Source organism: Thalassospira sp. ABD4_177 (genome assembly GCF_056160125.1).
Genome location: NZ_JBSWWO010000002.1, coordinates 63,732 through 84,681 on the forward strand (window position 1 = coordinate 63,732; position 20,950 = coordinate 84,681).

A 20,950-nucleotide genomic window follows, 5' to 3' on the forward strand; every position below is an offset into this window, starting at 1 on the left:
CGGTAAGACGCAAATCGATCAAACAAAAAAGCAGCGCCGGATGATGTGTCCGGCGCTGCTTTTCTTTTAAAGGTGGTCTTGTCTGATCAGACGTCCTGTTCAGCCGCCCGGCGCATCATTTCGCGGCAATGCATGCCCGGTGCGGAAACCTGCCAATAGGACACAACGGCTTCTTCGGCCGCTTCTTCGAAATCAATGATCAGATTGTTAAGTGCGTTCTGTTCCATCAGCTTTTTGACCCGATCAGGCAGCTGCGACATCTGCCACAGTCCCAAAACCAGCGCATAGGAAGAGCGCATCAGCTTGCTGGCATCTTCGGGCGTGATTTCATAAAGCTCGGCCAGGGCATCGGCGGTCCGTTTGACCATGGATGCCAGGAAGCGGCGTTGATTGACGACCATTTCATCGTCGGAGCCGGATTCCAGAACGCCTTGCGACAAAGAGGCCAGATGCAAGAACTTGTCGTTCTTGACCAGAAATTGAACGAACTGGCGGGCCACACGGGTTGAATCCCGTTCTTCTGGCCGACGCAGTGCTTCCTGATCAATGACATCGAGATTGTTCTCAAACCACTCTTTCTGGAAGTGGCGCAGCACTTCAAGGAACAATGCTTCCTTGCTTGAGAAATAAAGATATAGCGTGCCTTTGGCGAGATTGGCCTTGCGCGCAACTTCGGCGGCCGATGGCAAGGTGCCATCACCTTCCATATAGAGCTTGCGGGCGGCATCCAGAATGTCTGCACGGCGTTTTAGTTTCTGCTCGTGACTACGAGCACGAACAAGATTGTCTTGTTCCATTTGGTTAGCTTCCCCCAACGTATTTTCCCCGCACATATTATTGCATTTTAATTCACCTAAAAGTCAAACTGCGGGTTTGGAATAAATGGATAAAATTCATGAACCATTGAAAATTCATGCGTTTTTCCGACCAAACACCTACGGAAGTAGATGAATATCGGTCACATACTATCAATCCACAGATGGCATTCTGAACAAATTCCCCGATTTCGTACAGTTTTCCACCCGATTCGCACCCCATCACCCCCAAAGGGATAATGACCCGGCGCCAATCAGTATGGTGCGCCCGGCACAGTTCCGTATCGTGAAATAAACACGCTGCCCGATTTAAACTGCCCGGTTTAAACCGGCAATTCGGTGGTGCGTTTGACTTCGCGCAGTGTGATGACCGTCTGAACCCGCTCAACACCGGGAAGCTGGGTCAGCACTTCGCTGTGGATGCGCTCGTAATCGGCCGTGTCGCTATAGACGACATGGACGAGATAGTCGCTTTGCCCGGCCAGCAAATAACATTCGACAACTTCGGGCACCTTTTGAATTTCCTTTTCAAAGGTTTCAAGGGCCTCGCGGGTCTGGCGGGTGATTGCGATATTGACGAATGCGTTGCCCGGCTTGCCGATCCGTGCCGGATTGAGAAGCATGGTGTAGTGATCAATGAAGCCGGCTTCTTCGAGAAGCCGCACACGCCGCAGGCAGGCAGAGGCCGAAAGGTTTACCTTTTCAGCGAGTTCCGCATTGCTGATGCGACCGTCTTTCTGCAGCAACCGCAGAATCATCCGATCTCGTTCGTCCATCTCCATTCGAACAATCCTCCGACGCCATCGTCTTTCTGTTGAATTATCTAGCAATGATACCATCAAACACCCCTTGAATTGAAGATTAATTGCCCAATTTTTAGGGCATCATTCAAGAATAATAACAAAAGAGGCGGTAGCACGCTCTAACCGCCCGGGAATCCCCGGAAACGCCGTGGAGTTCCCCCGATTGCCACCATTTTCGTCGGGAGAAAACGACATGCTGATTGGTGTTCCAAAAGAGATCAAAAACCACGAATATCGCGTCGGACTGACGCCAAGCTCGGTCCGCGAACTTGTTGCCCATGGCCATGCGGTTCAGGTTGAAACCATGGCCGGTGCCGGTGTCGGCTTTGCCGATGAGGATTACGTCGCCGCCGGTGCGACGATTGCCGGTGCGGCGTCTGACATCTTTGCCAGTGCAGAGATGATCATCAAGGTCAAGGAGCCGCAGAAAGTCGAGTATGAGCAACTCCGTCCCGGCCAGTTGCTGTTTACCTATTTGCATCTGGCCCCGGATCCGGATCAGACGGCTGGTCTGATCAAATCGGGTGTCACTGCGATTGCCTATGAAACCGTGACCGATCGATCCGGTGGCCTACCACTTCTGGCGCCGATGTCGGAAGTGGCCGGTCGCATGGCGCCACAGGTCGGGGCCGCGGCCCTTCAGAAGGCCAATGGCGGACGGGGCATGTTGCTGGGCGGTGTGCCCGGTGTGGCACCGGCCAAGGTCGTTGTCATTGGCGGCGGTGTTGTCGGCACCAATGCCGCACGCATTGCCGCAGGCATGGGCGCGGACGTGATCATTCTTGATAAAAACGTCAAACGCCTGACCTATCTGGATGATCTTTATGGCCCGCGCATCAAGACGCAATATGCCACCATCGATGATACCGAGGCGCTTGTGCTTGAGGCCGACATGGTGGTTGGTGCGGTGCTTGTGCCCGGTGCTGCAGCCCCAAAACTGATCAAGAAAGAGCAGCTATCGCGCATGAAACCGGGATCGGTGATTGTCGATGTGGCGATTGATCAGGGCGGTTGTTTTGAAACGTCCAAGGCAACCACCCATGCCGATCCGACCTATATCGTCGATGACGTCGTGCATTATTGTGTTGCCAATATGCCCGGTGCCGTCGCACGCACATCGACCTTTGCGCTCAATAACGCCACCCTGCCCTTTGCGTTAGCACTTGCCGACAAGGGCTGGAAGAAAGCCTGTCAGGATGATCCGCATCTGGCCGCCGGGCTTAACGTCCATGATGGCAAGATCACCTATAAGGCCGTGGCCGATGCGCTGGGTTATGATCACTTGCCACTCGAAAGTGCGCTGGCCTGAACCATCAAAACCGACCATGAAATAAGGGCGCCAAATGGCGCCCTTATTGGTTTGGTGTTTTCTAAGGCCGTCTTCAGATCAGAATTCGACCTGTGTGACGTCACGCACCGCACCCTGATCGGCACTGGTTGCCATGGCCGCATAGGCACGCAGGGCGGTTGAGACCTTGCGCTTACGCGGCTTGGCCGGGCGCCATGCTTCGGGGCCCTTGGCTTCCATTGCCTGACGGCGGGCAGCGAGAACCGCATCATCGACCGCAATCTTGATCGAACGGTTCGGGATGTCGATTTCGATCATGTCGCCCGGCTCGACCAGGGCGATGTCGCCGCCAGCGGCTGCTTCGGGGGAAACGTGACCGATCGACAGACCCGACGTCCCGCCCGAGAAGCGGCCGTCCGTCACCAGTGCGCAGGCCTTGCCCAGCCCCATCGATTTCAGATAGCTGGTCGGATAAAGCATTTCCTGCATGCCCGGACCGCCTTTGGGGCCTTCGTAACGGATGACAACCACGTCGCCTTCCTTGACCTCACCACCAAGAACCTTGGCGACAGCTTCGTCCTGGCTTTCGCAGATCACGGCCGGGCCGGTGAATTTCAGGATGCTTTCATCGACGCCGCCGGTTTTGACCACACAGCCATTGGCCGCAAGGTTGCCAAACAGAACGGCAAGACCGCCATCCTGGCTATAGGCATGTTCGACGTCGCGAATGCAGCCTTCTTTTTCATCAAGATCAAGGTCGTCCCAATAACGTTCCTGACTGAACGCGGTTTGCGACGGCACGCCACCCGGCATCGCACGGAAGAACTTGTGCACGGCTTCGTTGGTGGTGCGTTTAATGTCCCATTTTTCAAGGGCATCGGCCATGGTTTTCGAATGCACGGTCGACACATCGGTGTGCAGCAGGCCCTTGCGTTCGAGTTCGCCCAGAATACGCATGATGCCACCGGCGCGATGGACGTCTTCCATGTGGAACATCGGATGGTTCGGAGCGACTTTTGACAGATACGGGATCTTGCGCGACAGGCGATCCATATCAGCCATGGTGAAATCGACTTCGGCTTCCTTGGCGATGGCAAGCAAGTGCAGAACCGTATTGGTCGAACCGCCCATGGCGATATCAAGTGCCATGGCGTTTTCAAACGCCTCAAACGTTGCGATCCCGCGCGGGGTCGCACCGATGTCTTCTTCTTCGTAATAACGGCGTGCGAGCTTGACCGAGGTGCGGGCTGCTTCAAGGAAGAGTTCCTTACGTGCGGCGTGGGTTGCCAGCACCGAACCGTTGCCCGGCAGGGCCAGACCAAGCGCCTCGGCAAGGCAGTTCATCGAGTTGGCGGTAAACATGCCAGAGCACGACCCGCAGGTCGGGCAGGCAGAACGCTCAACTTCGGTCACCTGTTCGTCCGAAATGTTCGGATCGGCAGCCTGAACCATGGCATCGACCAAATCAAGGTGATGTTCCTTGCCATCAAGGATGACCTTTCCGGCCTCCATCGGGCCACCGGAGACGAATACGCACGGGACATTCAGGCGCATCGCAGCCATCAACATGCCCGGGGTGATTTTATCGCAGTTGGAAATGCAGACCATCGCATCGGCGCAATGAGCATTGACCATATATTCCACAGAATCCGCGATGATTTCACGCGACGGCAGGCTATAGAGCATGCCGTCATGGCCCATCGCGATGCCGTCATCGACTGCGATGGTATTGAATTCCTTGGCAACACCGCCGGATGCCTCGATCTCGCGCGCGACCATCTGACCGAGGTCCTTGAGGTGCACGTGACCAGGCACGAACTGGGTGAAGCTGTTGACAACCGCAATGATCGGCTTGTCGAAATCTTCGTCTTTCATGCCAGTGGCGCGCCAAAGGCCGCGCGCACCAGCCATGTTGCGGCCGTGTGTTGTTGTACGGGACCGATATTCCGGCATGGAAGGAACCTCTCTTTACATCACTGGTGGCGTTTCTTGCGGGCGCCAGAACCGAAGCCCAGCGCCCTCTATATATGACTGCGTTCTAGCACAGTCTTCGCGCGCTTTGACAGTTTTTTGCCTGAAAATTTCGCCAAATTCCATCTTACGGCACGAATGCTACGCGCCCAGAATTTCGCATCTGGTTTTCACCAGGCATTTCATATGTGTCATCGCTGCCCTTTGAGTTTGCATGCACAGCCCTTCTCACCAGTGCCAGAGCACGATTTTGTGAACCATGTCACATGGTTGTGTCATATTTGCAGCAGAATCCTATCCCTAATACCTCAAAAACTATCCTATTGGACAGGCGACCTCTAGCCAAACAATACATATCGTAAGGGGGATTATCGCCGCCAGGCGATTCTCCCACTCCCATTCTCGCCCCGGACCCTCATACAGGTTCGGGGTTCTTTTTTGCCCAAAATCCGTAACGTTAATCGCCATCTGCGAACTGCGTGCTTTAACGGATCGCCTGAACCCTTTAATGTCGGACAAAGTATTGTTTGGGGCCCGCCCCCTATCGAGACCATCAGGTGGAGATCCGCACATCCATGTCCGACCAACTCAAGACACTGTTGCGTCGCGGACTGACTGCGCATGAGGGCAATCGCCCCGAAGAAGCCGAAAAAATCTATCGCGCGGCACTCGACCTTTCGCCCGGAAATGCCGAGGTCGAGCACCTTCTGGCCACCCTTCTGACCGGTCTTGGCCGCGATGGTGAGGCACTTGAGCTTTTTGAGGGCTGCCTTGGCAGCTTTGCCGCCAATCCGGCGGTGCGTTGCAATTACGCCATCGCACTGGAAAGTTCCGGGCAAATCGACAAAGCGATTGACCAGTTCAAGCAGGCGCTCAGTTACCATGGGGATTTCCCCACCGCCCTTTATCATCTGGCACGGCTTGAAATCCCGCGCGGCCATCTGGGTCAGGCGATGGATCTTCTGGGCAGGTTGCTGGGTCTGAAACCCAATCATTACGAAGGATTGCTGCTATTCGGGCAAACTTTGCATGATCTGGGACAGGAAGAAGCCGCCCTTAAATCGCTAGACCATGCCGCCGAGGCCGCCGGCATTTCGCCGGAGCTGATTTGCCGGGTGGGCGAAGCCTATTTACGGCTTGGCTATCCCGAGCTTGCACAGAACCTTTATCAACGGGCCCTCAGCATTGATGCGAAATATGTCCCGGGCCTGCGTGGCCTTGGCCAATCACTTGCCCATCAGGGGCAGTATTCCAAGGCGGTTGCGATATTGAAAACCGCGCGCCGCCTGACCAAGGAAACGGATGCGATTGATCTGGTTCTGGCTGATATCACGCTGCGCTGTGGCGACCTTGATAGCACAATCAAGACACTCACCAGCCTGATTGAGACATCACCAGATAATGCGACGGCAGATGCACTTTTGATCCGGGCGCGCGCCAAGCTTGGCAGCACGGATGGCGCGGCACATGCCAAGGCGGCCAAGGAATGGGCCAAGCATCATATGCCGATTGCAGCAAAACCGGCCTTTGGCAACAGCCGACAGTCGGACAAACGGTTGCGCATTGGCTGGATGTCGCCATTTTTCTGCGCGCATCCTTCGTTCGGGCTGCTCAGTGCATTGGCGCGCCACCTGAACCGGCATGAGATCGAGCTGTTCCTGTATTCCGCAACCCCACGCCCAGATGACGTGACCCGGCAATGGCAGGTGATGGCGGATGGCTGGCGCGAGGTGTGCGGACAGGACCCGATGCAGATTGCCGATCGCATCCGCAAGGACAAGGTCGATATCCTGATTGATGTCTGTGGCATCCACCCGACCCAACCGATTGAGGTGTTTGCATTAAAGGCCGCCCCGGTGCAGGCAACGCTTTCGGCGATGACCACCGGAATGGCCGAAATGGATTATCTGATCGGGCACAAGGATGTGTTTGGCGGCGGCCTGTCTGATAACAAGAAGTTTTCCGAGCGTCCCTATCCGCTCGCCCTTGGTCCCTATCTTCCCGCCGAGCTTGATGATGCCCTGCCCATCGCGCCGCTGCCAGCAGCCGTTGGCGAGGAAATCATCCGGTTTGGCTGCATCGACCGGCTGGCCAATATCAGCAATGACACGCTCAATTGCTTTGCACGTATCCTTAATAAGGTCGGCAACAGTCGCATTGTCATTCAGGATGACGTGCTTGAAGATTCCTATGCCGCCAAGACGTTTCTCGATCGTACCCGCCAGGCCGGGATCAAGCGCAACCGGCTTGATCTGGCCGGCAAGGTACGGCCGCAAGACCGCGCGGCCCTTTATGCCCAGATTGACATCGGGCTGGCACCGTTCCCGGCCATCAGCCTTGAAAATCATTACGAGATGCTGTGGTTTGGCATTCCGTTCGTATCACTCGCCGATGATCGACCGGGGTCACGGCTTGGCCTTGCGGTGTTGGGCGATATCGGGCTTGGCGCGCTGTGTGCCGAGACCGAAAAGGGCTATGTCGATAAATGCATCATGCTGGCATCCGACCTCAAGGCGCTGGCCAGCATTCGCGAAAACATGCGCGATCGCATCCGCGGCAGCCGCGCCTTCCATGGCCCGGCCGTGGCGACCGAGTTCGAAGAAGCCTGTCGCGAGATGTGGCAGAACTGGTGTCTGGGCAACCAATAGATGGGAAAGCCCGGCTGATGTTCAGCCGATATTGCTGAGAATGTGTTCTACAGCCGCAGCCAAATCATCGGCGATGAAATCGGCCTCTTGCGCTTCGGGCAGGATGGCTTCCTTGGCCCCGTGGCCGGTTCTGACCATGATGGCGCGCGCACCGGCGGCATGCCCGGCACGGATATCATTGATGCGATCCCCAATCAGGATGCTTTCAGACAGGCTGATGGCGAAATCCTCAGATGCCGCCAGAAGCATGCCCGGCTCGGGTTTGCGACAGGTGCTTTCGCGGCGATAGTCGCCCTGCCCGGTTGGGTGATAGGGCGAATAATAGATGCCCTGAACCGATGCCTTGTGATCAGAAAGCAGTGCCACCAATGCCTTATGGATTTCAAGAAGCTGGTCTTCGGTGAGATACCCACGCGCGACACCGGACTGGTTGGTCACGACGATCACCGGGATGCCGGCATCGTTCAGGCGTTTGATGGCATCACCGGCACCGCTGATCAGTTTAAGGTTGGCCACGTCGGAAAGATAATGGACTTCCTCGTTGATCACCCCGTCGCGATCAAGAAACACGGCCGGAACCGGATTGCGCTGATCGCGAAAGCACGGCGCAGGATCGATCAGGTGACGTTTGACATTTTCGGTGGTTGAACCGGTCATTGATGGCCTTTTGCGTGCTCGAGTTTCTCCAACAATGGCGCAAAGACCTTTGCAAAAGCAAGGCTTCGCACCCCGCGACGCATTTTTCTGCAGCGCAAAAAAGAAATTGGTATTACCATTATCCACTTGAGAGCAACCGAAAGACGTGACAATTTCCCTTCAAGTCACGCCCCACGATAATAAGAACTTCAAGGAATAACGTTCTATGTTTGCCGATATTTTTGCGATTCTGGCCCCGGTTTTTATCACCACAGGACTGGGATATTTCTGGGCCCGCGCCGGCAAACATTTTGATACCAACCTTGTCACCTCCATCGTTACCTATTTCGCGACACCCTGTCTGACCTTTGCTGCACTTGCGACGGTGGAGCTTGGCGGGGATACGCTGGTTCTGATGGGGACAGCCGCCGTTGCTGCCAATGTGATTTTCGCGCTGATCGGCTGGCCGGTCCTGAAGGTGTTTAACCTGTCGCCGCGTACCTATCTGCAATCGCTGACCTGGCCGAATGTCGGCAATGTTGGCTTGCCGCTTTGCATGCTGGCTTATGGGCAGGAAGGACTTGCGCTTTCGGTCGCGTTCTTTGCCGCCTATGTCGTCATTCAGCTGACCATTGGCGTTGCCTTCGTGTCAGGCAGTTTTTCGATCAAGTCGCTGGCAAAGATGCCGATCATTCCCGCCACCCTGATTGCCACGGGCTTTTTGGCCACCGAAACGCCGGTGCCGGAATGGCTTTACAACACCACCAACCTGATCGGGCAGCTGACCATTCCCTTGATGCTGTTTACCCTTGGTGTGTCGCTGGCGAAACTTCGCCCGGTCAGCCTTGCGCGCAGCACGGCCCTTAGCGTGCTGCGTCTTGGCATGGGCTTCGGGGTTGGTTTGGGCCTGTCGGAAGTGATGGGACTGACCGGCATGGAACGCGGGGTTGTGATCCTGCAATGCTCGATGCCGGTTGCCGTGTTCTGCTACCTGTTCGCGCAGCTTTATAACCGCGAGCCGGAAGAAGTTGCTGGCGTTGTCATCAGTTCAAGCTTCCTTGCGGCCATCGCCCTGCCCGCCCTTCTTTGGTACGTGCTGTAACCGCACATACCACCAACCGGTCGGTTACTTGATGATCAGGCGGTATTCGCCGCCTGTGCCATCATCCTTGTCGGCATAAAATCCGATAGCGCATTCAAACCGGCCTTTTTCAAGGTCCGGGTCGCCATATTCGGCGGCCTGTTCCATCACATGATCGCGACACGCAGCAAGGTCGTCAAAGGCGGCCTCGGATATCTTGACCCGGGTTGGTTGGCTGACATCCGGGACGTAAACCGCGGTGACATGTTCCCAAGGGGCTGCGTCACCCGGCCACAGAACATCGGCAATGTGACGGTGCGGATTTCCGAAACTGACCACTGCCAGGGCTGCAATCCCGGCAGCCAGAATTGCGCGCCGGAGCATTCTTGTATTCATTCGTATCCTTCAGGCACCTTTGCGGCCAAGGGCGGAGAAATCGATCCTTGGCATCGGTGCATCATATTCAAGATGGTAGTCATCAAGCGGTGGGGCCTGTCCGGTGACCGCCAGAAGCGCATGCACCTGCCCGCGTTGGTGGGTTTGATAGACAAACAGATGTGACAGAATATCCGCCACGGTTTCAAGTGTCTTGCTGCTGTCTTCGCGGGTCAGTTCAACGCTTCGAATGGCGTCCTTGTCGTTAAGCTGCTCGCAAAATGTCATCAGCCGCATGTCCGTGCCGCGTTGAGCAGCGGCCAGTTTATCAATGGCCGCAAACGGCATTTCATCAGCAAGGCAATCCCGTCCCCGCCCGCCATCGACCAGCGCATCAAGATAATACCAGTCAATGGTCAGGATGTGGTTCAGGGTCTGGAGAATAGAAGATGAAAACGGTGTTCGTTTGGTGTCGAGTTCGCGGTCCGTCAATTTCTGACAGACACCATACAAACGGTGATTTGACCAGGCGTTGTTACGCGCCTGATGGAAAAACGATGTGCCCGGCATACCTCAAGTGTCCCAACTTTCAGCGTCCTGTCACATTCTTGTTGAAAAACTCAACCGGTCACAGGATGCGCATGGTTTAGCGGACCGTTTCCTTTGCCAAAGTTTGGTGCGGTTCGGATGGCTTCACGGACAAAATCCCGTGCGCGGGCAACAGAATCACTCAATCCCATGCCCTGAGCCAGCCCGGTTGCAATGGCACTTGCAAGCGAGCAGCCCGTACCATGATTATTTTCAGACGGAATGCGCGTGGCTTCAAAACCTTCGACATCCCCATCCCGGCGCCACAAGATATCGACGATTTTGTCCCCCTCTGCGTGACCACCTTTTATCAGGACGGCCTCTGCACCGAGATCACCAATTTTGTGCGCTGCAGCAATCATATCACCTTCGCTGGTGATTTTCATACCCGATAGTACTTCGGCCTCGGGAATATTTGGTGTCAGAACGGTTGCAAGCGGCACCATATGGGTGATCAGGGCCTCTACCGCGTCTTCGTTCAGCAGGCGCGAACCGCTTTGCGATACCATCACAGGATCGACGACAACAGGAATACCGGCCGCCTTCGATTTGATGAATTCCGCCACCGCGGTGATTACCGGCACGGAATGGAGCATGCCCGTTTTAAGCGCATCAGCCCCAATATCATCAATCGTCACGGTAGCCTGATGGACAATCATGTCCGGATCGATGCCCAGAACGTCAAAGACTCCGGTGGTGTTTTGTACCGTAAGTGCGGTGATCGCAGTTGCAGCATAACCGCCAAGAGCGGTCACCGATTTGATATCGGCCTGAATACCGGCCCCGCCGGAGCAGTCCGACCCGGCAATAATCAAGACACGACCCTTCATACGATCCTTCCTTATCCTGCAGATATCAGGTGTTGGTCACAATGCCCAGTTAACCGGCGACAGCGGTGATTTCCGCAACGATGCCATCAACGATCTGTTCGACCTTGATAGCGTCGTCGCCCTCGGCCATGACGCGGATCAACGGTTCGGTCCCCGATTTACGGATCAGCACGCGGCCATCGCCGTTAAAGGCGCGCTCGGCCGAGGAAATGGCTTCGATCACGCTGCTTTCGGCCAGCGGATCACTGCCTGCGCTGTAGCGGACGTTCTTAAGGATCTGCGGCAGCGGATCAAACACACGGCTGAGTTCCGAGACCGGGCCTTCGCGGCTGGCAAGAACGGCCAACACTTGAAGCCCCGCCAGCAGACCATCGCCCGTCGATGCGAAGTCCGAGAGCACAATGTGACCGGACTGCTCACCACCGACATTGCAATCAAGGGCGCGCATCTGTTCAACGACATAGCGATCCCCGACTTTGGTACGGATCAAACGCACATCGTTGCTTTCAAGATAGCGTTCAAGACCCAGGTTCGACATCACGGTCGCAACCAATGCATTGCCACGCAGCTGACCGGTGCGTTTCCAATGGGTTGCGACAAGGCCCATCAATTGATCACCGTCGATCAGGTGGCCTTTTTCATCACACATCTGAACCCGGTCGGCATCACCATCAAGGGCAATGCCGACATCGGCCTTTTCGGCCAGAACACGGTCACACATTGTTTTGGTATGGGTCGAGCCGCACTGGTCATTGATATTGAGACCATTGGGGCTGGTGCCAATTTCAATCACGTCGGCCCCCAGTTCGCGCAGGACCTTGGGCGCGACGGAATAGCCAGCGCCATGCGCGCAATCAAGGACGATGCGCAGACCTTCAAGCGTGACCGAGCCCGGCAAGGATGATTTGACGGCCTCAATATAGCGGCCCGGGGCATCATCGATGCGTTTGGCACGGCCAAGGGAATTGGCCGGGACCAGCTTACCCGACAGATCGCTTTCCATCAGGGCTTCGAGTTCAAGCTCGACCTCGTCAGACAGCTTGAAGCCATCGGGGCCAAACAGCTTGATGCCGTTATCCTGAAACGGGTTGTGCGAGGCAGAAATCATCACACCGATATCAGCGCGCATTGATTTGGTCAGCATGGCGACAGCCGGGGTCGGCATTGGCCCGACCAGCATCACATCCATCCCCATCGAGGTAAAACCGGCAACAAGGGCAGGTTCAAGCATATAGCCAGACAGTCGGGTATCCTTGCCGATCACGACCTTGTGGCGGTGATCGCCACGGGTGAAATAATGGCCTGCTGCCATCCCGACTTTCAGGGCGACCTCGGCGGTCATCGGGGCTGTGTTGGCCGTCCCGCGGATACCATCGGTGCCAAAATATTTGCGGCTCATCGTCTGTGTCTCTGCTTGCGTTGCGGGCACTGCTGCCCCGTCATTCAAATCTGACTGCCGGTTATATCAAAGTGACGTCGCAATACCACTGGCAATCGGCATATTTCGCAAGTGATTGTAGCGGCAAACTGGCGACCAATCCGTTAACAGGCGAACTAGGCTCAGAGCCCAGGTCCTGTTCCGATAAAAGCCATGACCTTCGATGAAAAACCGGCTATCAAGTGACCCGTGGTTTAAGGGACTGAAACCGAGGGAATTTTGCGCAGCATCCGCTTGAATACGGCCTTTTTTGCGGTGTTGATCGTGATCGCATCCGCCGTCATGGCGATTTACGGGCACAAGACTTCAGCCCACGAAGTGCCACAAGCGCTTGTTATTCCATCCGAAGGCCCGATCCAGCACATCAATCTAAACACCTATCTGAAGCGGTTGATGACAGATCGCGACATTCAGAACCCGCGAGATATTCCCGAAATTGACGCATCCAGATTTGCGCCCGTCAATGAGGCCCTTGGCCCAGGATATACCGAACAGACCATTTGGTATCGTACACCGATCAAGGTGATTAACCAGCCCGGACGCAGCGGGAGCAGCGCGTTTATCGAAATCGGTCAGGTGTACCTGAATGACATTCGGCTCAGCATTTTATCCCACGATGGTCAACGCGTTATCTGGCAGGACCGTATTGGCGACAGGATCGATCCCGGCGTAAGCGAGGTTCACAGCCTGTCTCATGTGTCGGAATGGCCCAGGCTCGCGCTTGGGGACTATTGGCTGGTCATTGGGGTGCAGACCAACAGCGCGCATTTGCTAAACGCCCAAATCCTGCCCGACACCGAACTTATTGCCAAATCGGGCAGCGACAGCTTTATCAAGGGCACCTGCCTTGGCGTTCTGATTGTCGCTTTCGGGCTTTATTTCACGTTTGGCATTTTGTCGGGTGATCGTTCGGTAATCTGGTATTCGGCCTATGTTCTGTCACTGTTTCTGATCTATTTCGGGATAACCGGATATGCCCAGCTGATTTTAAAACCTGTCTGGCCGCTTGCATCGGACTTTATCACCGGGTCGGGCACGGCGCTTGCGCTTGGGTCGAGTATCATGATGTGGAGCTATATCACCCGTCTTGATCAGAGCCGTCCGTGGTTATTCAGGGTGATGTCCCTTTATGCCATGCTGGCGATGGCCGGTTTTATAACTGTGACCTCGGAATGGTATATCCTTTATGCCAAAGTATTTTTCGGGTCGGAAATCTTCCTGCTGACGGTGCTTTTGATCCATCTGGTTTATCGCGATTTCCGCCAGACACCCGACAAGCAAATGGTCTTTATGATGGCTGCCCTTGGCACTCCGACTCTTGCGGCAATGGCGCATCTGATGTTGCTGCTCGGCATTTTGCCCGCCAACGGGTTTACTACAAGCGTCTTTACGCTGGGATCGATCATTCAGCTTGTGTTGGTCGCGTTGGCGATGGCCTATCGGACATACCATTTGATCAACCGGCGGGTTGATGCAATGGCCTCAAGCCTGCGGACAAACCAGCTTGCCAGTGAACAGCGCACCTTCATCACGATGCTGTCGCATGAATTTCGCACCCCGCTTGCCATCATTCATCGATCTGCCGAAATTCTGGGGCTTCATCTTCAAAAAGAACCCGAAGCTGTTCAAAACCGTCTGTCGACGATCCGTTCCAACGCCGGTCAGCTTTCGGGTCTGGTCGATGCGTTTTTGACCAAGGAAACACTTGATAGCGCGACCTTCAGCACGACACGCGAAGCGGTCAGCATCAATGGCTTTCTGGGTGACTTGATTGCACGGCGCCATCGCGAGGTACCCGGTCAGAATATCAGTTTGCTTCATTGCGACGTTGCGGTTGTTGAAATTGACCGTATCCTGATGGAACGCGCGATGCTGAACCTGATTGAAAATGCTCGCAAATACGCGCCGGGTGCAGCGGTATGGATTTCAGCAGAACGTTCGGCCAATGGATATGTCTATATCCGGGTGGTCGATGAAGGCCCCGGCATTGCCGCCGACGATCTGCAAAACGTTCTGAATGCCTTTTACCGCGGTCGCGATGCGGCCAAGACACAGGGGGTTGGTCTTGGCCTGCATCTGACCAACCGGATCATCGGAGCCCATGACGGGTCGCTTTCGATCAGTGTCGGGGAAGACGGCGGCACGACCATCCTGATAAAACTGCCGTTTGAACGCGACATGACGGTTCTCAAGAAAAATGAAGTCCGCAACAGTTTCCCCTTCGGTGATGACACCGCCCCAAATAACGGGGGCATGGCGTGATGATCAGATCGGGACTGTGTACGGCCAAAACATTGATCATGTCGCTGTCGCGCCGTATCGGTATGGCGGGATTTCTGATCATGTTCGGCGTGCTTTTGCTGCCATGGCAGGCGGCCGTTGCGCAAACGACGCGTACAGCGGAGACAAATTCGGATCATTTCACCCTGTCGGGTGACGTTACCGAACCGATTGAGATCACCCGGTTTGTGGCATCCTATGTCGATGCGTCACGCGCCCTGGAATTTGAAGACATTCTGACATTGCCCGACAGCGCTTTTACGCAAACCCATGCGATCCCGTCCTTTGGCTATACCCGCGATGTGATCTGGCATCAGCTTGATTTCAGCGTCACAGCCCCCCTGACAAAGCGCGCCCTGCTTGAAATATCGCCGAGCTATCTGAACTTCATTGATATGTTTTTGATGAAAGATGGCGCGTCTGAGCCGATCTGGGGCAGTCATCTTGGCGATCATGTTCCGGCCGACGAACGCCTTTATGGTGGACGATCGCATATCGCTGCCCTTCCCCTTCTGGAAGAAGGCGATTATCGCATATACGTCCGGGTGCAAAGCAACAGCGCCAATCTGATCTGGATGACGCTTTGGCCGACCAAGGATTTGATTTCGTCGCTGTCCTTTCGCCATCTGGCGACCAATATGTTTTTCGGTTTCATCATGACCCTGGGCCTAGCCTATCTGGCGCTTGGTCTGATTGCCAAGGATCGGGCTGTGGTGCTTTATAGCGTTTGGGTGTTTGCGATTGGCACGACAGCGACCGTTGTAAATGGACTGATCCTAAGCGAAGTGCGCCCGACCACGCCATGGCTGAATGATTTATTGTTGGGGTCGATGAATATCGTGACCTATGGGGTGACGGTGTTCTTGTGGCTTTACATCATCGAGGCCAGAAAAAACCATCCGCGGGCCTACCGGATGTGTTGCGCTTACGGGCTGCTTATTCTGGCCTTTGCCGCCGGCGCGACCACAGACCTTTACACCATCTTTGGCACCTATATCGTGCCCAGCCATTCGATCTTCATGGCGATCATGTGTCTTTTCCTGATCAAACGGGCCTTTGACGATTTCCGCAATCCGCGCCATTGGGCGTTTCTTGTGGTACTGGCCATTCCGACTGCGGCAGCCATCATGATCCAGCTTGCGCTATCGGGTGTGATCGAGGCAACCCGGTTGCGGCTTGAACTCCATCAATTCACCTTGATGTTCCACCTGATCGGGATGGGTATCATCATGACGGTGCGACTATCGAAGATGGACAAGGAGCGCGCATCGGTCAGCCAAAAGGCCGAGGAAACCACAACACTGGTCGAGGAACAGCGCAAGCTGATCTCGATGCTGTCGCATGAGTTCCGCACCCCGCTTGCCGTAATCCAGCGATCCGCCGAAATGCTGATGCTGCGGCTTGATCGTCACAAGGGTGATGTGCTTGAACGTTTGCAACGCATCCAGCTTCAGGCCCAAAAGCTTGCCCGTCTGGTGGATATCTTTCTGACCAAGGACGGGATTGACACCCAGGATTTGTCGCTTGCGCGCAAGACCGTGCCGATCAACCGTTTCCTCGAGGAATTTGCCGCCCAGACCACGCGAGAAGGGGCCGAGGTCAAGGCAAGTTGCCACGGCACATTAGAACTCGAGGTCTTTATTGACGAGACCCTTATGGGGCTTGCGATCACCAACCTGATCGAAACATCGCGACGCTTTGCCCATGGTGCGCCGATCCACATCAATGTCTATCGCCATTCAGACAGGCTGGTCGAGATCAGCATTCCATGCCAGGGCGATGAGCTTGATGAAGATGAAATCGGCCTGATCGCCGATGCGCTTTTCCGGCGCAACATGGAAACGCAATCGCTGCGCCGTGCGCTTGGACTGCACATCTCGCAGCGCATTGTCGATGCCCATGGCGGGTCGATCTCGCTACGGCAAAGCAGTGGGCAAGGTATCGAACTTTGTCTGCTGTTGCCGACAGAGTAGATCTCAACGAACTGAACTCAACAGATCGATCAGGACGCTTCGGCCTCGCCGGAAACGGCGGCCGGTGAGGTGAAGGCATAACCACGACCATAGGCGGTGCGCACCGGCAGCTCTTCACCGATTTCCTTCATGATTTTCTGGCGCACGCGCCGGATGGCGGTATCTAGGTTACGGCAATTCTCGGCCGTGTCGGCCTTGCCGAGTGCTTCGACAATTTCCGGGCGGGTCAGCCAGGCGCCATTGGCCTCTATCAGGAGCTTGACGATGGTGCGTTCGGTCGCGGTCAGCTTGGCTTCGCTGCCTTCCGGGTTGCGCAGCGTCCAGTTCAAAAGGTCCAGAACCCAGCTGTCCGCGGAGATCGGCGTTTCGGCCACGTCGCTTTCGGGACGCGATGCGCGACGCAGAAGTGGTTTCAAAGCGGCCTCGATCACGGAAAGCGGGCTATCCTTGGTCAGATAGACATCGGCACCGGATTTGTACCCGGTCAGGTGATTATCCATGCCCGAAAGCGATGTCAGCATCATGATGCCGCAATCAATCGTCTTGCGGACATGCTGGGCCAGTTCATAGCCATCGGCATCGGGCAGCATGATATCGAGAATGACAGCATCGGGCGCACGCGCATCAAGTGCCCGGTAAAATGCAGCACCGGTTTCACACCCGACCACATCAAAACCGCACATCTCAAGATACTCACACAGATCCTTATTCAGGTCCGTGTTATCTTCCACAACGTAAACACAGTGTGTCATTGCATTCCAGCCAGACGTGACATCACCGTCAAACGGCTCCGTCACACCGCCAATCTCGTTCATAAAAAGACCATCGCGCTTGCTTGTTTGCCCAACCGTCAATTGTGACTTTGCGCCACTTTTGTTTGATACATATTGGTATGTGGTCATTACACCAATTCTGCAAGCACCAACCTGAAATGGTCAGAAAATGCCAGAATCGGACACAAATCAAACACAGGGCGCGGAATCGGTTCAAAGCCAAGCCTGAAACCGTTTCCGCGCCCCCGTTAATAAACCATGACGCTAAAATGACAAGTTATACGTGCAGACGATGCACCCGATACACGATTATACAATCGCCGTCGAACTGGCGACCGAGATGGCCTGAACTGTCTCGGATACATCATGGACACGGATCATTTGAACCCCATGGCGCCAGCCGTTGACGGCTGATGCGATGGAGCCACCCAGACGCTGCTTGGGATCAGCCTTGGGATCGATCTTGCCAATGAAGGACTTGCGCGATGTGCCCAGCAGGATCGGGCAGCCCAGACCATGGAAAATCGCCAAACGCGACAACAGTTCAAGATTGTGCGACAGCGTCTTGCCAAAACCGATACCCGGATCGATGCAAATGCGATCGCGCGAGATCCCGGCCCGCTCGCAGCTTTCAATGCGATCCAGCAGATAGTCATAGATATCAAGAACCGCGCAATCATATTGCGGATCGGCCTGCATAGTGCCCGGTTCGCCCTGCATATGCATCAGCATGACCGGCTTACCCGATGCAGCGGCAACTTCCATCGACCGTTCATCGCCTTCAAGACCGGTGACATCATTGATAATCGCAGCCCCGGCTTCGATGGCGGCTTCCATGACGCTGGCATGGCGGGTATCGATTGAAACGACATGCCCCTTGGCGGCCAGTTCACGAATGACCGGCACCACGCGGTTGATTTCCTCGTCCTCGGAAACGTCATCGGCACCCGGACGGGTCGATTCCCCACCGACATCAATGATTGATGCGCCTTGGTCCACCATGGCCTCAGCACGGGCGACAGACTGTTCGGTGGTGTTGTAATCGCCACCATCCGAGAAACTGTCCGGCGTGACATTGACGATGCCCATCACATGGCAGGACGCCATATCAAGCCCGGCAAAATCGGGGCGTTTAGCCATCAGGCGATCAAGCACGGCATTGATTTCATCCACCCGGCCACTGTTTTGCACCCAGCCTTCAAGGGCGAGCAGCGGCAAGATCATGCTTTCAGCCCCGCCACCTTCGCGGCGGCGGATGATTTCAAGGGCGGAAAAGCCCCGGCGCGATCCGGCGAGCGGCAAGGTATTGGGATCATCGGCATGGTCGATGAAACCGGTCGGTGCGTAGTAAAGCGGTCCTTCAAAATCGGCGAAGCCCCGCACATCGGCGGGGCTTCGTAGGACCGATCTTTTGATCTCGTCCATCAGTCTCTTTCTGTTAGCTTCCCGGTTGCGGTTCCGGGGAAAGGTCCCCGCCACCATCACCAGGGTTATCCTTGCGGGCGCCACCGGTGCTTGGCACCGTGGAACGACGTCCGCCACCGGCATCCTTGCCGCCACCGGAAGAATGGCCCGGACGGTTGATTTCTTCGCCACGCAGCAGCGCGTTGATTTCATCACCCGACAGGGTTTCATATTCCAGAAGACCTTTGGCAAGCTTGTGCAGGTCATCAAGATGTTCGGTCAGAACGCGCTTGGCGAATTCGTAAGCCTCGTCGGAATAACGACGGACTTCCTCGTCAATCAGCTGAGCGGTTTTTTCCGAAACGTTCTTGTGCTGGGCAACGCTGTGACCAAGGAAGACTTCTTCCTGGTTGTCGACATATTTGACGTTACCAAGCTTGTCGGAGAAGCCCCACTCGGTCACCATCTTGCGCGCATATTGCGTCACCATGTTGATGTCCGAGGATGCACCCGTGGTGACCTTGTCCTTGCCAAATATGATTTCCTCAGCCACACGGCCGCCCATGGCAACCGCAAGGTCGGAAATCAGCTGTTCATAGGACTTGGACACCTGATCGCGTTCCGGCAAACGCATCACCATACCCAGCGCACGACCGCGCGGAATGATGGTGGCCTTGTGGATCGGGTCGGATGCCGGGGTATGGAGCGCAACGAGTGCGTGGCCACCTTCGTGATAGGCGGTCAGCTTTTTCTCGTCATCGGTCATGATCATGGAGCGACGTTCCGCACCCATCATGACCTTGTCCTTGGCGTTTTCGAAATCGGCCATGGTGACAACACGCTTGCCAAGACGGGCCGCAAGCAGGGCTGCCTCGTTGACAAGGTTTGCCAAATCCGCACCCGAGAAGCCCGGGGTACCACGTGCAACGGTACGCAGATCAACATCCGGCCCCAGCGGAACCTTGCGCGCATGGACACCAAGAATGTGTTCACGGCCTTCAAGATCCGGGTTCGGCACAACGACCTGACGGTCAAAACGACCCGGACGCAGCAATGCGGGGTCCAGAACGTCCGGACGGTTGGTTGCAGCCACCAGGATCACGCCTTCGTTGGCTTCGAAACCATCCATCTCGACCAGAAGCTGGTTGAGGGTTTGTTCGCGTTCATCGTTACCGCCGCCAAGACCGGCACCACGATGGCGACCGACAGCGTCGATTTCATCGATGAAGATGATGCAAGGTGCGTTCTTTTTGCCCTGTTCGAACATGTCACGCACACGCGATGCACCGACACCAACGAACATTTCAACGAAGTCGGAACCCGAAATGGTGAAGAACGGGACGTTTGCTTCGCCGGCAATCGCACGGGCCAGAAGCGTTTTACCCGTCCCCGGAGGGCCCACCAACAGCATGCCTTTGGGGATTTTACCACCAAGGCGCTGGAATTTCTGCGGATCACGCAGGAAGTCGACGACTTCTTCAAGCTCGCCCTTGGCTTCTTCGATACCGGCAACGTCTTCAAAGGTCACACGACCGGATTTCTCGGTCAGCATCTTGGCCTTGGACTTGCCAAAGCCCATAGCCTTACCGCCGCCGCCCTGCATCTGGCGCATGAAGAAAATCCACACACCGATGATCAGAAGCATCGGGAACCAGCTGATCAAAGCGCTCATCAATGGAGACAGGCTTTCTTCCGGCTGTGCGATGATGCGCACGCCCTTGTCATTCAGCTTTTCAACGAGGTTCGGATAATCCGGGGTGTAAACATTAACAGAGCGACCGTCGCGCGTTTCTGCAGTCAGGTTGTTGCCCTGGATGGTGACTTCGGAAATCTGGCCGGAATCCACTTCGGCCAGGAAGTCCGAGAATGCCAGCGACGACTGACCGGACCGTCCGGAGGGCGACTGAAACAGGTTAAACAGCGCCACCAAAAGGATGGCGATAATAACCCACAGTGCGAGATTTTTTCCCATATTCATTCCAAGCTACTGGTCGCAATTTATGTGTGCCGTGACGCAAAACTTCCTGCGCAGGGTCTGACAAACAAA

16 protein-coding genes are annotated in these 20,950 nt (G+C 55.6%); 5 read left to right on the forward strand and 11 right to left on the reverse strand.

The features are described from left to right. Positions 1-86 precede the first annotated feature (86 nt). Positions 87-797, reverse strand: coding sequence for a TetR/AcrR family transcriptional regulator (locus tag ACXAF0_RS13020; protein ID WP_475346305.1), 711 nt, complete (start codon positions 795-797; stop codon positions 87-89). A gap of 341 nt (positions 798-1,138) precedes the next feature. Continuing rightward, positions 1,139-1,654, reverse strand: a complete 516-nt coding sequence (locus tag ACXAF0_RS13025; RefSeq protein WP_475346306.1) for an Lrp/AsnC family transcriptional regulator — start codon at positions 1,652-1,654, stop codon at positions 1,139-1,141. Between the two features lie 157 nt (positions 1,655-1,811). On the opposite strand from ACXAF0_RS13025, the gene ald reads away from it, so the two are divergent. Then, the gene (gene ald / locus ACXAF0_RS13030; protein WP_475346307.1) at positions 1,812-2,927 is read left to right on the forward strand and encodes an alanine dehydrogenase; all 1,116 of its coding nucleotides are present in this window, start codon (positions 1,812-1,814) and stop codon (positions 2,925-2,927) included. 78 nt (positions 2,928-3,005) lie between these two features. Here ald and ilvD read toward each other — a convergent pair whose 3' ends face one another. Next, positions 3,006-4,859 carry a dihydroxy-acid dehydratase gene (gene ilvD, locus ACXAF0_RS13035; RefSeq protein ID WP_475346308.1) on the reverse strand — a complete coding sequence of 618 codons (1,854 nt, stop codon included), beginning with the start codon at positions 4,857-4,859 and terminating at the stop codon, positions 3,006-3,008. A gap of 593 nt (positions 4,860-5,452) precedes the next feature. Between ilvD and ACXAF0_RS13040 the strand changes: the two genes are divergently transcribed. Further along, the gene (locus ACXAF0_RS13040) at positions 5,453-7,525 is read left to right on the forward strand and encodes an O-linked N-acetylglucosamine transferase, SPINDLY family protein (RefSeq protein ID WP_475346309.1); all 2,073 of its coding nucleotides are present in this window, start codon (positions 5,453-5,455) and stop codon (positions 7,523-7,525) included. Between the two features lie 21 nt (positions 7,526-7,546). On the opposite strand, the gene ACXAF0_RS13045 is transcribed toward ACXAF0_RS13040, so the two are convergent. Continuing rightward, positions 7,547-8,182 carry a D-glycero-alpha-D-manno-heptose-1,7-bisphosphate 7-phosphatase gene (locus tag ACXAF0_RS13045; RefSeq protein WP_475346310.1) on the reverse strand — a complete coding sequence of 212 codons (636 nt, stop codon included), beginning with the start codon at positions 8,180-8,182 and terminating at the stop codon, positions 7,547-7,549. Between the two features lie 205 nt (positions 8,183-8,387). Here ACXAF0_RS13045 and ACXAF0_RS13050 point away from each other — a divergent pair, with 205 nt between their 5' ends. Continuing rightward, positions 8,388-9,263 (forward strand): AEC family transporter, encoded by an 876-nt coding sequence (locus tag ACXAF0_RS13050; protein WP_475346311.1) that lies wholly within the window; start codon positions 8,388-8,390, stop codon positions 9,261-9,263. A 24-nt stretch (positions 9,264-9,287) separates the two neighbouring features. Here the strand turns inward: ACXAF0_RS13050 and ACXAF0_RS13055 are convergent, their stop codons facing one another. The 4 genes from ACXAF0_RS13055 to glmM are packed head-to-tail and all read right to left on the reverse strand — an operon-like array spanning position 9,288 to position 12,434. Further along, positions 9,288-9,626, reverse strand: a complete 339-nt coding sequence (locus tag ACXAF0_RS13055; protein ID WP_475346312.1) for a hypothetical protein — start codon at positions 9,624-9,626, stop codon at positions 9,288-9,290. A gap of 21 nt (positions 9,627-9,647) precedes the next feature. Then, on the reverse strand, positions 9,648-10,187 hold the full coding sequence (locus ACXAF0_RS13060; protein WP_475346313.1) for a DinB family protein: 540 nt from the start codon (positions 10,185-10,187) through the stop codon (positions 9,648-9,650). A 50-nt stretch (positions 10,188-10,237) separates the two neighbouring features. Next, positions 10,238-11,035: a bifunctional hydroxymethylpyrimidine kinase/phosphomethylpyrimidine kinase gene (gene thiD, locus ACXAF0_RS13065; RefSeq protein ID WP_475346314.1), complete on the reverse strand. Its 798-nt coding sequence runs from the start codon at positions 11,033-11,035 to the stop codon at positions 10,238-10,240. Between the two features lie 49 nt (positions 11,036-11,084). Then, the gene (glmM, locus tag ACXAF0_RS13070) at positions 11,085-12,434 is read right to left on the reverse strand and encodes a phosphoglucosamine mutase (protein WP_475346315.1); all 1,350 of its coding nucleotides are present in this window, start codon (positions 12,432-12,434) and stop codon (positions 11,085-11,087) included. A 273-nt stretch (positions 12,435-12,707) separates the two neighbouring features. On the opposite strand from glmM, the gene ACXAF0_RS13075 reads away from it, so the two are divergent. Then, positions 12,708-14,735 carry a sensor histidine kinase gene (locus ACXAF0_RS13075; RefSeq protein ID WP_475346316.1) on the forward strand — a complete coding sequence of 676 codons (2,028 nt, stop codon included), beginning with the start codon at positions 12,708-12,710 and terminating at the stop codon, positions 14,733-14,735. Then, positions 14,735-16,726 carry a sensor histidine kinase gene (locus ACXAF0_RS13080; protein ID WP_475346317.1) on the forward strand — a complete coding sequence of 664 codons (1,992 nt, stop codon included), beginning with the start codon at positions 14,735-14,737 and terminating at the stop codon, positions 16,724-16,726. Before ACXAF0_RS13075 ends, ACXAF0_RS13080 begins: the two co-directional genes overlap by 1 nt. Before the next feature lie 29 nt (positions 16,727-16,755). On the opposite strand, the gene ACXAF0_RS13085 is transcribed toward ACXAF0_RS13080, so the two are convergent. From ACXAF0_RS13085 to ftsH, 3 genes are all read right to left on the reverse strand, one after another. Further along, a complete protein-coding gene (locus ACXAF0_RS13085; RefSeq protein WP_475346318.1) occupies positions 16,756-17,541 on the reverse strand; it encodes a response regulator transcription factor in 786 nt (261 codons plus the stop codon). A 267-nt stretch (positions 17,542-17,808) separates the two neighbouring features. Further along, a complete protein-coding gene (gene folP / locus ACXAF0_RS13090; RefSeq protein WP_475346319.1) occupies positions 17,809-18,924 on the reverse strand; it encodes a dihydropteroate synthase in 1,116 nt (371 codons plus the stop codon). Positions 18,925-18,937: 13 nt separating this feature from the next. Beyond that, the gene (gene ftsH, locus ACXAF0_RS13095; RefSeq protein ID WP_475346320.1) at positions 18,938-20,881 is read right to left on the reverse strand and encodes an ATP-dependent zinc metalloprotease FtsH; all 1,944 of its coding nucleotides are present in this window, start codon (positions 20,879-20,881) and stop codon (positions 18,938-18,940) included. Positions 20,882-20,950 lie beyond the last annotated feature (69 nt).

Coding starts and splice junctions, on each gene's coding strand:
- ftsH (WP_475346320.1), bottom strand. CDS start 20,881: ATGAATATGGGAAAAAATCTCGCACTGTGGGTTATTATCGCCATCCTT.
- folP (WP_475346319.1), bottom strand. CDS start 18,924: ATGGACGAGATCAAAAGATCGGTCCTACGAAGCCCCGCCGATGTGCGG.
- ACXAF0_RS13020 (WP_475346305.1), bottom strand. CDS start 797: ATGGAACAAGACAATCTTGTTCGTGCTCGTAGTCACGAGCAGAAACTA.
- ACXAF0_RS13040 (WP_475346309.1), top strand. CDS start 5,453: ATGTCCGACCAACTCAAGACACTGTTGCGTCGCGGACTGACTGCGCAT.
- glmM (WP_475346315.1), bottom strand. CDS start 12,434: ATGAGCCGCAAATATTTTGGCACCGATGGTATCCGCGGGACGGCCAAC.
- ACXAF0_RS13060 (WP_475346313.1), bottom strand. CDS start 10,187: ATGCCGGGCACATCGTTTTTCCATCAGGCGCGTAACAACGCCTGGTCA.
- ACXAF0_RS13080 (WP_475346317.1), top strand. CDS start 14,735: ATGATCAGATCGGGACTGTGTACGGCCAAAACATTGATCATGTCGCTG.
- ACXAF0_RS13045 (WP_475346310.1), bottom strand. CDS start 8,182: ATGACCGGTTCAACCACCGAAAATGTCAAACGTCACCTGATCGATCCT.
- ACXAF0_RS13025 (WP_475346306.1), bottom strand. CDS start 1,654: ATGGTATCATTGCTAGATAATTCAACAGAAAGACGATGGCGTCGGAGG.
- ACXAF0_RS13055 (WP_475346312.1), bottom strand. CDS start 9,626: ATGCTCCGGCGCGCAATTCTGGCTGCCGGGATTGCAGCCCTGGCAGTG.
- thiD (WP_475346314.1), bottom strand. CDS start 11,035: ATGAAGGGTCGTGTCTTGATTATTGCCGGGTCGGACTGCTCCGGCGGG.
- ACXAF0_RS13050 (WP_475346311.1), top strand. CDS start 8,388: ATGTTTGCCGATATTTTTGCGATTCTGGCCCCGGTTTTTATCACCACA.
- ilvD (WP_475346308.1), bottom strand. CDS start 4,859: ATGCCGGAATATCGGTCCCGTACAACAACACACGGCCGCAACATGGCT.
- ACXAF0_RS13085 (WP_475346318.1), bottom strand. CDS start 17,541: ATGAACGAGATTGGCGGTGTGACGGAGCCGTTTGACGGTGATGTCACG.
- ald (WP_475346307.1), top strand. CDS start 1,812: ATGCTGATTGGTGTTCCAAAAGAGATCAAAAACCACGAATATCGCGTC.